Origin of the sequence: uncultured Neisseria sp. (genome assembly GCF_951230505.1) — a bacterium.
Lineage (GTDB): Bacteria > Pseudomonadota > Gammaproteobacteria > Burkholderiales > Neisseriaceae > Neisseria.
In genome coordinates this window covers 1-15,327 of record NZ_CATNVN010000035.1, presented here as the reverse complement: position 1 = coordinate 15,327, position 15,327 = coordinate 1, and the positions used below count along the sequence as shown (strand labels likewise).

The 15,327-nt window shown below is 50.5% G+C and carries 7 protein-coding genes; 3 read left to right on the top strand and 4 right to left on the bottom strand.

Going from position 1 to position 15,327, the window contains the following annotated elements; genetic code table 11:
• Window positions 1–133: 133 nt before the first annotated feature.
• Window positions 134–3,565, top strand: coding sequence for a TonB-dependent receptor (locus tag Q1M25_RS03880; RefSeq protein ID WP_300481988.1), 3,432 nt, complete (start codon window positions 134–136; stop codon window positions 3,563–3,565).
• Between the two features lie 215 nt (window positions 3,566–3,780).
• Here Q1M25_RS03880 and Q1M25_RS03875 read toward each other — a convergent pair whose 3' ends face one another.
• The 4 genes from Q1M25_RS03875 to Q1M25_RS03860 form a co-directional block, all read right to left on the bottom strand.
• A complete protein-coding gene (locus Q1M25_RS03875; protein WP_300481986.1) occupies window positions 3,781–6,261 on the bottom strand; it encodes a glycogen/starch/alpha-glucan phosphorylase in 2,481 nt (826 codons plus the stop codon).
• A gap of 314 nt (window positions 6,262–6,575) precedes the next feature.
• A complete protein-coding gene (gene glgX / locus Q1M25_RS03870) occupies window positions 6,576–8,561 on the bottom strand; it encodes a glycogen debranching protein GlgX (RefSeq protein ID WP_300481983.1) in 1,986 nt (661 codons plus the stop codon).
• Window positions 8,562–8,706: 145 nt separating this feature from the next.
• Window positions 8,707–12,993 (bottom strand): 1,4-alpha-glucan branching protein GlgB, encoded by a 4,287-nt coding sequence (gene glgB / locus Q1M25_RS03865; RefSeq protein ID WP_300481980.1) that lies wholly within the window; start codon window positions 12,991–12,993, stop codon window positions 8,707–8,709.
• Window positions 12,994–13,210: 217 nt separating this feature from the next.
• Entirely contained in the window at window positions 13,211–13,693 is a 483-nt protein-coding gene (locus Q1M25_RS03860) for a peptidylprolyl isomerase (protein ID WP_003683125.1), read from the bottom strand.
• Window positions 13,694–14,202: 509 nt separating this feature from the next.
• Between Q1M25_RS03860 and Q1M25_RS03855 the strand changes: the two genes are divergently transcribed.
• Together Q1M25_RS03855 and Q1M25_RS03850 are read left to right on the top strand one after the other, a co-directional pair.
• Window positions 14,203–14,448 (top strand): hypothetical protein, encoded by a 246-nt coding sequence (locus Q1M25_RS03855; protein WP_150537567.1) that lies wholly within the window; start codon window positions 14,203–14,205, stop codon window positions 14,446–14,448.
• 95 nt (window positions 14,449–14,543) lie between these two features.
• Window positions 14,544–15,327 (top strand): FAD-binding oxidoreductase (locus Q1M25_RS03850; RefSeq protein ID WP_300481975.1); only part of this gene is annotated, 784 nt, incomplete at its 3' end.

The following is a 15,327-nucleotide window of genomic DNA, read 5'->3' as shown; positions in this document are numbered from 1 at the left end:
TTTATTAAATTATTTCAATAATGATAAGAATAATCAATTATTATATAAATATTAATAATATTTAAAAATTTTATATTTTTTATATAAAAGAGTATTTTAACCTCTTATATTAAGTTCTTAACAAAGAGAAACTATGTCTGCTTTTACTCCCAAACCCAAAATAATCATTCTCAGCCTTGCCAGCGCATTCAGTACATTAACCGTTGCTGATACCATCGAAGCCTCAGCTCGACCAGAACAATACCAGGAATTGGATACTGTTGTTGTCAGTGGCAAACGTACCAACGACCAAAAAGGCGCGGACGACGTGTATTACAAAAACGTCTCCAACGCCTACATCGGCAAAGAATACCTCGAACGCTACCGCGTCCAATCCGCCGGCGACGTGCTCAAAGGCCTAAACGGCGTGTACAACATGAACACCCGCACCGCCGGCGGCGCGATTACGCCCAACATACGCGGCATCACCGGCAAGGGCCGCATCCCGGTTACCATAGACGGCACCGAGCAGACTATCGACGTATGGATGAACAACTACGGCGTGGGCGACCGCAACTATCTTGATCCCGCCCTGTTCCGCAGCATCGCGGTGGAAAAAAGCCCCGCCCTCACGCGCGGCGTGAAATCGGGCGTCGGCGGCGCGGTCACCATCCGCACCATCGAAGCCGCCGACATCGTGCCTGAAGGGAAAAAATTCGGCTTCCAACTGAAAACGGAGTTCTCCAACAACAGCAACAAACAGGCCAACAACCTCAACCAATGGCTGGGCTGGGAAGACTACCGAACCCTGCCTTTCGGCGCGACGGCGGACGGCGCGGGCGGTGGCGTCGACCCGCATACCGGCCAGCAAAGCCCGCAGGCCTTGGTGGCCGACGGCCTGACCCCGCCCAAACATAAAAGCGGCCGCGATAATCGGCGTTTCGGCAACGACCGCGGCTATATGGCCGCCGCCGCCTTCAAAACCGAACTTTCAGACGGCCTGGCCGCCTACAGCTACCGCGACAAGGGCAACTACTTTGCCGGCACCAAGGGGGCGGAAGGCTACCTGCACAATCCGGTATACGACCTGCAAAAATGCTACGACCAAGGCGGCAGCGATTTCAACTGCAAAAACTCTGCCACCTTCGTGCCCAATATGGCCAAGGTCTACCACCCCGGGGTGGAAGTGCTCAACAGCAACACCGAAACCAAAACCCTGCTGTTGAAAAACAACTGGCATCTGCCCGGCAGCCATAAACTTGGCTGGCAGTATATGCGCACCGACGTGCGCTTTGGCGAAATCAACCCCTTCCATACCACCTATGTGATGAATATGGAAGAATACAATCCCAGCAACCGCCCCAAAGCACTGTCGCCGCAGATGCAAAGTATCGATTCCAATATCCGCACCGACACCTACAAACTCGGCTGGAACTGGAAGCCCGAAAACAGCCGCTGGATAGACCTGCAAGCCAACCTGTGGCGCATCAAAACCAATACCACCCGCCACCAGAGCGGCGGCATGGATTTGTCTGCTGCCAAACCGGACCCCTACTACGATGTCTGGCACTGGTGCACCAAACGCGGACAACTTCCGCCCGATTATGCCGACAGCTACAGCAGTTGCAGCAGCCTGATGGACGATTTCGGCGTAAACGGTTTGAGCAAAGAAGAAGTGATGAAAATCCTGCCCAACGACAACGGACAATACCGTGTACTTTCCGGCGCAGAACAGAAAACCCGCGTCAGCCGTACGGGCTTCGACCTCAACAACCGCTTCCGCCTTCATCCGCGCCTGCACATGACCCTGTCCGCCGACTATCAGAACGAGAAGCTGGAAGAAGAAGTGGAAGTGGTTAATTCGCAGGATATGTTCAACCTGGCCGGCATGGCCACCGGCATGACGAAAATCGCCGGCCCGCGCGGCGGCAAACGGCGCGAATGGGGAACCAACTTGGTATTCGACTGGCAGGCCACCGACCGCCTGAAAATCTCCGCCGGTATCCGATACCACAATTTCAGGGGCTTCGATACCGCCCTGGCCGAAGGCCGCGCCCGCCGCGACCCGCGCTATCAGGCTGGCGGCGGGCACGGCACTTATTCGGACGGCGTGTACATCCCATATTTCGAGCTGGTGGGCGATCAGGAGCGGCGCGATTGGGACGCGGTGGCCGAACAGAGCCGACGTGCCCACCAGTCAGGCAATGATGCCGCCATCGCCGCCGCCGACCGGGCCATGCAGGCGCACGGCGCACGCTATAAGCTGCCGAAATATTACAACAGTTCGGAATATAAGGTAGACGACCAGTATCACTATATCGGCAGCGACGGGCTTGTTTATTATAACGGTCGGGGTTATAATGATTCTCAAAATCATCCGTTGTACCGGGTTCGCCCCGTATATGTGCCGTTTGTGAACGGCAAGCTGGACAGCGGTTCGCTGCCCAAACATTTCCATGATTTTGTGAAAAATTATCAGGAAAAGGTTGCCAATCCGCAGGGATTGAATCAGGCACATTACCGATATTGGGCAGGGCTGGGAAATCCTAAGAACTGTATAAGAAGTAATGAAAACAGTTGTATGGATACTTGGCCAGGGAAACTGACCAACATGAGTGTCGGTTATCCGGAAACCGGCGGTGATACCGGATCAGGACATAAGATTATCAACAAACACTACACCGAAGAACAACGCTGGGCGCAGCCCAAACCGATACGCGCCCATGCCTGGGCGCCGACCGTTGCCGTCAGTTACGACCTGACCGACAACAACCGTCTGTTCGTGCGCTACGCGCAGATGACCCGCTTCCCCAGCGTATATGAAGTCGGCAGCTTTTACAACGACCTGGCCTATGTCGGATCGCCCAAAGCGCCGAATTTCCGCTTTAAGCCGGAACGCAGCCGCAGCCTGGAAATCGGCTACAACTTTAACTTCGCACCGCACTTTGCCCGGCTGCGCCAAGGCGATATGCGCCTGACCTACTACCGCAACCGCATCCGGAACGTGATCGAGACCACCGACCATTTCCGCACCGTGCAATACGACAGCAAGGATACCGCCGGGCTGGAATGGCAGGGCCGCATCGACAGCGGCCGCTTCTTCGCCGCGCTGGGCGCGACCTACCGCCTGAAACAGCAGATGTGCGACCGCGACACGGCCTTCGATTACGACCCCTACGGCTACAAAGGCGTGCCGATCTGCATCGAAGGGGGCTACGGCAGCACGCGCGGCTACCATGCCCTACAGCCGAAGTATTCGGTCAACCTTGATGCGGGCATGCGCGCCTTGGGCGAGAAACTCGAATTCGGCCTGCGCGGCATCTACCACAGCCGCGTCAACACCAAGCAATACGACCAACTGTTGAAGCGGGGTTTTGGGCATATCTTCAACAGCACCGGCAAGCCCTACCATTGGAACCCCTCGCTGACATGGGACGTGTACGGCCGCTATCAGGTGCACAAAAACCTCAACGTCAATCTCGGCATCACCAACCTGACCAACCGCTACTACCTTGACCCGATGAGCAACGTGCCCGCCCCCGGGCCGGGCCGGACGGTTACCTTCGGCATCACAGGCAGATTTTAGGGTTTGAATACATCGTACTCAGCAATACAGCACATTACCGCTACCGTCAGAATGAATGGCTACTAAATTTTAAATATCGATTTTAAATTGAGTCATTTAGAAATACGCTAAAGCAACAATATAACCATACTGTTTTACTCCTTTCTATTTCATGCCGTCTGAAAAAAAGCCGATACACCTTTCCGATGTATCGGCTTTCGTTATCTGCTTAACGCTTAATTTCTGCTGGGCAGTTCTTTTTCGCTCAATGGTTTGATGTACCAAATATCGCGGCAGTAGTCGGCGATAGAGCGGTCGGATGAGAAGAAGCCCATGTTGGCGATGTTGATCAAGGCTGATTTGCGCCATGCGGATACGTTGCGGTAGTGTTCGTCCGCTTTGTATTGCGTGTCGATGTAGCTGCGGAAATCGGCCATCAGTTGATAGAAGTCGCCGTATGGTTGCAACACGTCGTTGTAGCGGTTTGGCTCTTCCGGAGAGAAAGTGCCTTGGCTGATTTGGTTGACGACGCGGCGCAGGTCGCTGTCTCGCTCGATATAGCTCAACGGGTCGTAACCGTTGCGGCGGATTTCTTCGACTTGCTCGACGGTGTTACCGAAGATATAGCAGTTGTCCGCGCCGACTTTTTCCAAAATCTCAACGTTCGCGCCGTCCAGTGTACCCATGCAGATTGCGCCGTTGAGGGCAAATTTCATGTTGCTGGTACCGGATGCTTCTGTACCTGCCAGTGAGATTTGTTCGTGCAAATCGGCGGCTGGGATGATGATTTGGGCGAGGCTGACGCTGTAGTTCGGGATGAACACAACTTTAATCAGGTCGCGGATACGGGTGTCGTTGTTGATGACTTTGGCAACGTCGTTAATTAATCGGATGATTTTCTTCGCCATGTAATAGGCGGAAGCGGCTTTACCGGCAAAGATGAACACGCGCGGCTGCCAATCGAAATCCGGGTTTTCCAGGATTTTGTTGTAGCGGTCGACGATGTGCATCACGTTCAATGCTTGACGTTTGTACTCGTGGATACGTTTGATTTGGATGTCGAAAAGTGCATCGGTGTTAACTTTGATGCCCAGCTCGGTTTCGATGTATTTGGCAAGACGCTCTTTGGCGGCTTTTTTCACTTCGCCGAATTCTGCCTGTACGGAGGCATCGTCCACTTTGTCGTTGAGCTTGGTCAGGTTGTCCAAATGCAGACGCCAGTCTTCGTCGCCCAGATGTTTGTCCAAGAATTTGGTCAGGCCCGGGTTGGCGATGTTGATCCAGCGGCGCGGGGTGACGCCGTTGGTTACGTTGGTAAAGCGTTCTGGGAACACTTTGGCAAAGTCGGCAAAGATGGATGTGGTCATCAAATCGGAGTGGATTTTTGCCACGCCGTTGACTTTGTGCGAACCGATCACGGCAAGCCATGCCATGCGAACGCGACGGCCGTGGGTTTCGTCAATGATGGATACGCGGCGGACAAAGTCGTCGTCGAAGTTACCGATGGCACGCAAGGCATTGAGGAAGTAGGCGTTGATTTCAAAGATGATGTCCAAGTGGCGCGGCAGCAGACGGCCCATCAGGTCAACCTGCCAGGTTTCCAAGGCTTCGCTCATCAATGTGTGGTTGGTGTAAGAGAAAATCTTACAGCACATATTCCATGCTTCAGTCCATGCGATACCCTCTTCGTCAATCAGGATGCGCATCAATTCTGGAATAGCGAGCACCGGATGGGTATCGTTCAAGTGGATGGCGACTTCGTCCGCCAAAGTGCGGATGCTTGGGAAACGGCATTTGTGACGTGCAACGATGTCTTGAACGGAAGCGGAAACCAAGAAGTATTCTTGCTTCAGGCGCAATTCGCGGCCGGAATCGGTGGAGTCGTTCGGATACAGAACGCGTGAGATGTTTTCGTCGCTGTTTTGTGCGCGAACGGCAGAGGCATAGTCGCCTCGGTTGAAGTCGGCAAGGTCAAACAAGTTGCCTGCGTGTGCAGTCCACAAGCGCAATGGGTTGGCACATTCGCCGCCATAGCCAGGAATGATTTCATCGTATGCCCAAGCGGAAATTTCTTCGCTCGGCTGCCATTCTTTTTTGTCGCCCAAGTTCAACACTTGACCGCCGAAACGGACGGAATATTGTTTGTTCGGACGGGCAAACTGCCATGCCAAATCTTGGTCGAGCCACAAATCGGGTTTTTCAACTTGTTGGCCGTCCACGATTTCTTGTTTGAACATACCGTATTGGTAACGGATGCCGTAGCCCATGGCCGGAATGCGCAGGGTTGCCAAAGAGTCGAGGAAGCAGGCAGCCAGACGGCCCAAACCGCCGTTACCCAAACCCGGATCTTCTTCTTGTTCGCAGACATCGGCAAATTCTTTGCCCAGTTGCTTAAAGGCTTCTTCGAATTCGGCATAAACGCCTTCGTTAATCAGCGCGTTGACAAACGAACGGCCGAGCAGAAATTCCATAGACAGGTAATAAACCATGCGTTTGCTGTTGTCAATGTGGGCGCGGCGTGTTTTGAGGAAATCTTCCGCAATCAGGTCACGCGCGGCAAGCATGGCGGCGTTGAGCCATTGGTGTGAAGTTGCCTCCTTCGGATCTACGCCCAAGATGAAAATCAGCTTGTAAACGATGGATTTACGGATGGTTTCGGCGTCCGGTTTAGGCATTACATAATCGTAACCGGAGATGGGGAGTTTTTTCTTAGCCATGGAAGCCTTTCTCTAGCGTGAGGCACTGGACAACGCGCCTGATGGTTTTATTAAAAACAACGAAACTCGGTTTTCAGACGGCCTGACAACGGCAACAGGCCGTCTGAAAGGAATGGTGCGTAGATTTGTTACAAACTAAGGAGATTATAGCGGAAAGATTTAAAAAAAGGATATATTTTTCTTTATAAAACATTCAATTAACAATTAAACCATTCATCATCTTATCGGCATTTTCAATTTATACCACTAAGCTGCAAATCATAAAATACTGACAAAATATCAAAGAATTAATCAACCAATAGTTTAATTCTCATTTAATTTGTTTTATGTAAAATCCAAATCCCCATATGCTCAACAACACATTTTCCTGATTCTTCGTAATTAAATTTCTCAGATGGTACGCAAGAAATTTCCCAATTGCCTTGAGGCAGGTTAAATAACTGACGACTACGTTTGGCATTGACCAACAGCAGCCACTCGTCGTCCAAAACAATCTGAATCGCCTTACTGCCCCTGTTGTGCCAACAATATTCGGTCATTGGGCTGCCGTCGGCATTGAGCCATTGCACACGCTCTTTTTCCCACCAACAATCATCTGTCAGCAGCTTGATTTGGCTGCGAACACGTATCAACTCTTGAGTGTAATTTTGCAATACATAGGACTCATTTTGCCAATCCAACCATGTAATCGGATTATCTTGGCAGTAGCTGTTGTTGTTGCCTTGCTGACTGTTGCCGAACTCATCGCCCGCCAAAAGCATGGGCGTACCGTTAGATAAAAATAAGGAGGCAAGCAGCGCTTTGGAGGTGTATTCGCGGTTGAGCAAAACCTCTTCATCATCGGTTTCACCTTCTACGCCGTGGTTGTAGCTGATGTTTTCATTATGCCCGTCACGGTTGTTTTCGCCGTTGGCTTCGTTGTGTTTTTCGTTGTAGCTGACCAAATCGCGCAGAGTGAAGCCGTCGTGTGCAGTGATGAAGTTGATGCTGGCAGAAGGGTGGCGGCCGCTGTGGTTGAAAATATCGGACGACCCGGCCAAACGTTCGGCAAATGCGCCCAAATTACCGCTTTCCCACGACCAAAACGCGCGCATATCATCGCGGAAACGGCCGTTCCATTCGGCAAAAGGTTGCGGGAAATTGCCCAAGTGATAGCCGCCCTCGCCGATGTCCCATGCTTCGACAATCAGTTTCAAACCGGCCAAAACCGGGTCTTGATACAAGACTTGAAAAAAACGGCCGTACGATTGGAAATCAGGTTCGCGTCCCAATACGGTTCCCAAATCGAAACGGAAGCCGTCGATATGAAACTCTTCAGCCCAATAGCGCAGGCTGTCTGCCGCCCAACGGGTAACGTCTCTCCGGACAATATTGAGCGTATTGCCGCAACCCGACCAGTTTTCATAATTGCCGTAAGGGGTGTGCCAATACCATAAGGTGTTGTCGATACCGCGCTGACACAGCATCGGTCCTTTGTCGTCCTGCTCTGCCGTGTGGTTGTACACGACATCCAAAATCACTTCCAAACCTGCCTGATGCAGGGCTTTGACCGCTTGTTTAAACTCCGCCGTCGCACGCTCGGGATTGTCGGCATAAGACGGCTCGACGGCAAAATGGGAGTAAGTGTTGTAGCCCCAATAATTGCTCAAGCCCATCTGCTGAAGATGGTATTCGTCCAGATGATAATGAATCGGCAGCAGCTCGACCGTTGTCACCCCCAACTCTTGCAAATAGGCTAAAACCCGTTTATCGCACAAGGCCTTATAAGTGCCTGCATATTTCAAATCGGGGAATTGCTTGGTCAACCCTTTGACATGGGCTTCATAAATAACGGTTTTGCCCCACGGTATTTCCGGACGGCAATCTTTGGCCCAATTGAATCGGCTGCGTCCGATCACGACGCTTTTCGGCGCAACGGCGGCATTGTCGCGTTCATCTTCCGGCCTAAACCATGCCATTTCTTCGGCGGTACGGTAGCTTGGTTTGCCGTCAATTTTTTTAGAATACGGGTCAATCAGCAATTTATTGGGATTAAAACATGAGCCGTATTCTGCGTTTTCACGTCCATACACGCGGAAACCGTATCGCTGCCCTGCCTTAACGTCCGGCACAAATCCGTAAAATACCGAACCGCGCCGCGAAGGCATCTCTAAACGGGTTTCTTTATCCTTATCAAACAGACACAATTCGACCTTTTCGGCATTGATGGAAAACAAGGTGAAATTCGCACCCTTGCTCGTCAGGGTCGCGCCCATAGGATAAGGCTTGCCTTCCTCGATATGCCATGATTTGGCAGACATAGAATGATTCCTTGGTATGTATTTGGTTTCGTGTCCAATATAAGGCCGTCTGAAAATCTTTCAGACGGCCTTGAGTCATATTGATATCACTATCTTTTAATTTTCAGCTGATGAGGCAGGCATGATGCCCACCCTCAAAGTTGATTTACGCTTCTTCTTTGACTGCCGCCTGATACAGGTAAACGGTTGCCAACGGCGGTACGGTAACAGACAGGGAATTTGGTTTGCCATGCGACCAAACTTCTTCTGTCTCCACCGTTGCGCCGGCAGAAACGCCGCTACCTTTGTAATGCAGGTCGTCTGAATTGAGGATTTCGCGGTATTCGCCGGCAGAGTTCACACCGAATCGATAGCCTTCGCGTACCACAGGTGTGAAGTTGCTGATGACGATAACACGGTTGCCTTCACGGTCGCGGCGCTCGAAAACGAATACGGAATTGTCGCCGTCGTCAGCAACCAGCCACTCAAAGCCTTCAGGCCATTGGTCTAATTGGTAAAGCGGCGCGTTGTCTTTATAGACATGGTTCAATTCGCGCACGAAGTCTTGTACGCCTTTGTGCCAGCCGCCCTCTTGCTCCAGCAGGAACCAATCCAAGCCTTCGTTGTAGTTCCACTCGCGACCTTGTGCAAACTCATTGCCCATAAACAAAAGTTTTTTGCCGGGGAAGCCGTACATAAAGCCGTAGTAGGCGCGTAGGTTGGCGAATTGTTGCCAGCAGTCGCCGGGCATCCGTCCGAGTAGCGAGCGTTTGCCGTGTACGACTTCATCGTGCGAGAGCGGCAGGACGAAGTTTTCGCTGTACTGATACATCATGCCAAAAGTCATTTTGTTGTGGTGATATTTGCGGTTGATGGGGTCTTCCATCATGTAACGCAAAGTATCGTTCATCCAGCCCATATTCCATTTGAAGCTGAAGTTCAAACCTTCTTGACGGGTGACGTTGGCGAATGAAGTAGATTCTTCAGCGATTTCAGTCGCAGCCGGAACTTCCTCTTTCAACATGGTGTTGGTATCGCGCAGGAAAGCGATGGCTTCAAGGTTTTCATGGCCGCCGTATTGGTTCGGAATCCACTCGCCATCTTTGCGCGAATAGTTGCGGTAAATCATCGAAGCCACCGCGTCAACGCGGATACCGTCAAAGCCAAAACGTTCTATCCAATACAAAGCATTGCCTTGCAGGAAGTTTTTCACTTCGTTTCTGCCGAAGTTGTAAATCAGGGTATTCCAGTCTTGATGGTAGCCTTCGCGCGGGTCGGCGTGTTCGTACAGCGCGGTGCCGTCAAATTTGGCCAGACCGTGATCGTCAGTCGGGAAATGGCCGACCACCCAGTCGAGGATAACACTGATGCCCTCGTCGTGCGCGGCTTTAATTAATGCGCGCAATTCTTCCGGCGAACCGAAACGGCTGGTCGGCGCATACAAACCGGTCGCCTGATAGCCCCATGAGCCGTCAAACGGATATTCGGAAACAGGCAGGAACTCAATATGGGTAAAGCCCATGTCTTTGACATATGCGACCAATTCTTTGGCCAGCTCTTCGTAAGTCAGCCAGAAATTGTTTTCCGGATTGCGTTTCCACGAACCCAAATGCACTTCATAAATGCTGATCGGCGCATCAATGGCGTTGGCACGGGCGCGGAGGGCCGGTTCTTCCACTTCGTCAGGCAAACCGCGCACGATAGATGCCGTGGTCGGGCGCAGTTCCGCACCGAAAGCATACGGGTCGGCTTTTTCGCGCACATCACCGTTGGCATCGCGGATTTCAAATTTGTAGAGGGCATTGAGTTTGACGGCAGGAATAAAGATGTCCCAAATGCCGTTGTCGCGGTGGAAACGCATCACATGGCGGCGGCCGTCCCAGCTGTTGAACTCGCCGATAACGGAAACGCGTTGCGCATTTGGCGCCCATACGGCAAAACGTACGCCCTTCACGCCGTCCAACTCAGCAAAATGCGCGCCTAAAGTCTCATAAGGACGCAGGTGTTTGCCTTCGGCCAACAGCCAGGAATCCATGTCTTGCAACGCAGAGCTAAAATGATAAGGGTCTTCTTCAATTACAGGCTCGGCGTCTTCGGTATAACGGATACGCAAAGCATAATCGGGTGCATCATCGGGCAAAACAGCCACAAAGAAACCGCGTTCATCAATTTTTTCAGACGGCACGATGAGTTCGCCGCTGCGGCGGTTCACGATATCCACGCTTACTGCGCCGGGAATCAAAACGCGCACCACTTCATCGCCCTCTGCAAGGCGATGTCGCCCCAGATAAGCGAACAAATCGCTGTGGGTGGCAAGAAACAGGCTTTCGACCGTATCGCGCTCGATTTGGTCAAGTTCATGATAAGTCTTGATTTGGCTGTTTGTTTTCATGCGTACCTCGTCAATAATGGCAAGTTGGCCGCCCATGAGGCGGTGTTGTAGGAAATCTTCCAAAGAAACCGGCATTTTTTGCGCCCAGTTCGGATAGCCTTCGGTTACACCCGGGACATTCAGATTGTCGATGACGCCCAGCAGGTTTTCCAACTGTATGGCGTAAAGTTTGCTGCGGCTCAATGCGCCGTATTTGTGCAAAGCCGCCAGCAAGGTTTCATCGGCTTTTGCCGGCATTTGTACGTCTGCACCCAGACAGCCGGTTTCTTTCAATTTATCCAGCAAATCGGCTTTATCGTGTTCGCGTTCATCCAAGGCCGTCTGAAAAGCGGCTGCATCAGGCAAAGTACCGAGTTTGAACATCGTATCCAAATCTTTGCCTATCCAATACCCTGCCAGTGGCGCGACATCGTGGGTGCTGATGACCGTAATCGCCTGCTCGGGGTATTCTTCAGGTAACTGAAAACCGTTCCAGCCCTTACTGAAATACATCACTTTGTAGGAGAACACTTGATAGCGGTTGAGCAGATAACGCGCTTGATCGGGTACCGTACCCAAATCCTCGCCGATAATGACGCAACAGTTGCGCTGGCTTTCCAATGCCAAAATAGCAAACATCACTTCGGCATCGTAATGCACATACGCACCGAAATCTGCTGTTTTACCGTTTAACACCCACCACAAACGACACAATGCCATCACATGGTCAATCCGCAACACGCCATACAAGCGCATGTTTTCACGCAACAGATGGGCAAATTTTTCATAGCCCGTATGCTTCAACATCAACGGATTAAGCGGCGGCAAATCCCAATTCTGCCCTGTCGGCCCCAAAGGATCGGGCGGCGCGCCGACTGACAAGTCCATACAATAATCTTGGCGGTTTAACCAAGTATCCGCGCTGCCTCGCGCCACGCCGACTGCCAAATCGCCGTAAATGCCGAGTTTGACACCGTATTCGGCAGCGGCTTGGTTGACTTCGAGCAACTGCTCCGCGCAAAGCCATTGCAGCCACATATAAAAACGGATTTCCCGCTCATGACTGCGCGCGAATTTTTCTACCGCTTCGCCATCAGGTTGATGAAATTCAGACGGCCATGACTGCCAACCCACTTGTCCGGGACGGCTGTAATACTGGCCCAAAGCCTCAAACAAACCGAAGCCCTGCAAAGCCTCGCCTTTTTCTAATACAAATGCTTCAAATGCAGCGCGTTCATTTGCCGCAGCTTCACAGGCATCTTGTTCAAATGCATTAAACGCCATTTGCAGCGCATCACGCTTGCATGCCCAAACTGCCGTATAAGTCACCGTTTCCGTAACACGCAAAGCGGCAATGCGCTGACGGATTTTCGGTTGGGCCTGCCAGTTTTTCAGTTGCTCGTTATAAGTAAACGCGCCGACTTTCTCGATATCCAAATAAATCGGATTGAGCCATTCGCGCGAAGAAGGGCTATACGGGCTGGCAAAGGCAGGCTTGCTGGTAAACAAGGCGTGCAAAGGGTTGATACCGACAAAATCCAGCTTTTTCTCCGCCGCATATTTCATCAGATTCAGCAAATCGGTAAAGTCGCCTATGCCCCAGTTGCGCTCGGAACGCAGGCTGTACAAATGCATGGTCAAACCATTCATCCGTCCGCCATTCGCAAGCAGTTTGGGCTGGTAAACCGATTCAGGTGCAACAATCAGACGTACAAGGCGACATTTGCCGCCGGTCTTGGCCGACAAAGTGTAATAACCGCAAGCCAGTTGGGGCAGCTTAATCCAAAGCGTATCGTTGTCGCCCGGATATAAAGTCAAGGTCTGGTACTCATCCGCCTCATCAATCAATACGACCGCTTCCGCACCATGAAATTCAGACGGCATCTGTAAAGATTCTTCACCGTTTTCATGCGCGACCATCGTATTCAGATAAAGGCCGTCTGAATCGGGTTTGCTTTTATCCAAAACAGCAACGATCGATTCCAAAACTTCAGGTTTGGTCGCATGATATGTACCGTTGATGTCGTGGTAGCCTAAATCAATACCGGCCTCTAGAGCCTGCTGCTCCAATGTTTCACTCATTGCATTCTGCCTGTTTTACCAATATCTGAATCTTAATACAGATTCTGTCGCACTGTTACATGTAATTCATTGTAGTCTCTAACAAAATCCATATTTCCCTGTTTGATTTGACCTGCGCCAAAATTTCCTATTTATCTGTCTTGTAAAAACTTAAAGGCCGTCTGAAAAAGAAGGTTTCATTCCTTTTCAGACGGCCTTTATCATGTTTCAAGCCTGATTAGTGATGGTGATGACCGTGCGGGCCATGTACGTGACCGTGGGCAATTTCTTCCTCAGTCGCATCGCGTACACCTTCAACGGTCGCTTTGAACAATACTTTCATACCGGCCAAAGGATGGTTGCCGTCTACTACGGCTTTACCGTCGGCAACATCGGTTACACGATAAATCAATACATCGCCTGTTTCCGGATCATCGGCTTCAAACATCATGCCAACTTCAACTTCAACAGGGAACACACTTACATCTTCAATGCGCACCAACTCAGGATCTTGCTCGCCGAAAGCATCATCAGGCGACAAAGCCACTTCAACGGTATCGCCTACATTTTTGCCGTGCAACGCTTCTTCCACCAAAGGGAAAATACCGTCATAACCGCCATGCAGGTAAGCAATCGGCTCTTCGGTTTTGTCCAACAGTTGGTTGTTGGCATCGTACATTTCATAATGCAGGGAAACTACGGAATTTTTAACAATAGACATCATGTCGTCCTTAATCAATATTTATAAAGTCAAGCTCAGGCTATTCTATCACAGCTGTAACTAAACAATCGGTTTACCTTAAACAAATCCTTTTGGCGAATACAACAAAACCGAAAAAGTCCATACAAAAAACAAAATTGAATGATTCCAATCAACAAAAGTTGCTTTTTCACAACACAAAGTTGCTAAATTACAAAAATTTCCCTAAACGCAAAAACATTCCAAACCCTTAAAACCTATAACAAATAAAAATACACAACTCATTGAATACAATGTATTTTTAAAATCTTCATTAATAATGAATATTTTCAGATGATTTTTCGTGCGCCAATATGATTTACATTATTTTCACTATTTTCGTATTGATTTTAGCCAACAAACGGTTACGCAACGTTGCATTGACCTATCCCGTGGGGCATAATATTAAAAAATTCAGTAATGAATTTCTACTGTACAGGCCGTTTGACGGCTATTTTTAGTTTAAATCGATTTAAAAAAGGTTCTTAAAAATGAAAAAATCTCTGTTCGCTGCTGCTTTGTTGTCTTTAGCTTTGGCCGCTTGTGGCGGTGCTGATAAAGCTGCTGAATCTGCTGCTTCTGCTGCTTCTGAAGCCGCTGCATCTGCTACTGAAGCTGCTGCATCTGCTACTGAAGCTGCCGCTTCTGCTGCTACCGAAGCTACTGAAGCTGCTGCTTCTGCTACTGAAGCTGCTGCTTCTGCTACTGAAGCTGCTGCTTCTGAAGCTGCTAAATAATATTCTTTTGAATATAAGAAAAGCAGGATACCATTGCGTATCCTGCTTTTTTACATTCCTCACACTCCCCTTCCCGATTTTTTCGCCTGACTGCCATGCACCTTCACGACCGTTTTACTGAGTTTCTTTCCGCCTCTGAAATCATCGAAGCCACTCCGGCCTTGTTAAACGACCAACGCCGCCGCTTTGTTTCTTCGCCGGATATTGTCTTACAGCCGAACTCTGTCGAGAGCGTGCAGAAAATCATGCGTTTCTGTTTTGAAAACTGCATATGTGTAACCCCGCAAGGCGGCAATACAGGATTATGCGGCGCAACGGTAACCACCGAAGGCGTACTGCTCAACCTCTCCAAGCTAAACCGCATCCGCGATATCAACCTTGCCGACAACAGCATGACGGTTGAAGCTGGCGTGATTTTGCAAAATGCTCAAAAGGCGGCAGCCGAAGCCGGACGACTGTTTCCGCTCAGCCTTGCCAGCGAGGGCTCTTGCCAAATCGGTGGCAATATCGCCTGCAATGCCGGCGGTTTGAATGTCTTGCGTTACGGCAGCATGCGTGATTTGGTATTGGGTTTGGAAGTCGTTTTACCAAACGGCGAACTGGTTTCCCACCTTCAGCCCCTGCACAAAAACACAACCGGCTACGACTTGCGCCATCTTTTTATCGGCAGCGAAGGAACATTGGGCATCATTACCGCCGCCACACTCAAACTCTTTGCCCAGCCCAAAACCAAAGCAACCGCATGGGTAGGTTTAGACGATATTGAATCCGCCGTCTCGCTTTTAACTGCGGTACAAGGCCATTTTGCCGAGCGCTTGACCAGCTTCGAGCTGATCAGCCGCTTTGCCCTCGATTTATCTTCGGAATTCAGCCAACTCA

Excerpts from the sequence above, each read along its gene's own strand:
- glgB (WP_300481980.1), bottom strand. The coding sequence starts at position 12,993 with ATGAGTGAAACATTGGAGCAGCAGGCTCTAGAGGCCGGTATTGATTTA.
- Q1M25_RS03880 (WP_300481988.1), top strand. The coding sequence starts at position 134 with ATGTCTGCTTTTACTCCCAAACCCAAAATAATCATTCTCAGCCTTGCC.
- glgX (WP_300481983.1), bottom strand. The coding sequence starts at position 8,561 with ATGTCTGCCAAATCATGGCATATCGAGGAAGGCAAGCCTTATCCTATG.
- Q1M25_RS03855 (WP_150537567.1), top strand. The coding sequence starts at position 14,203 with ATGAAAAAATCTCTGTTCGCTGCTGCTTTGTTGTCTTTAGCTTTGGCC.
- Q1M25_RS03860 (WP_003683125.1), bottom strand. The coding sequence starts at position 13,693 with ATGTCTATTGTTAAAAATTCCGTAGTTTCCCTGCATTATGAAATGTAC.
- Q1M25_RS03875 (WP_300481986.1), bottom strand. The coding sequence starts at position 6,261 with ATGGCTAAGAAAAAACTCCCCATCTCCGGTTACGATTATGTAATGCCT.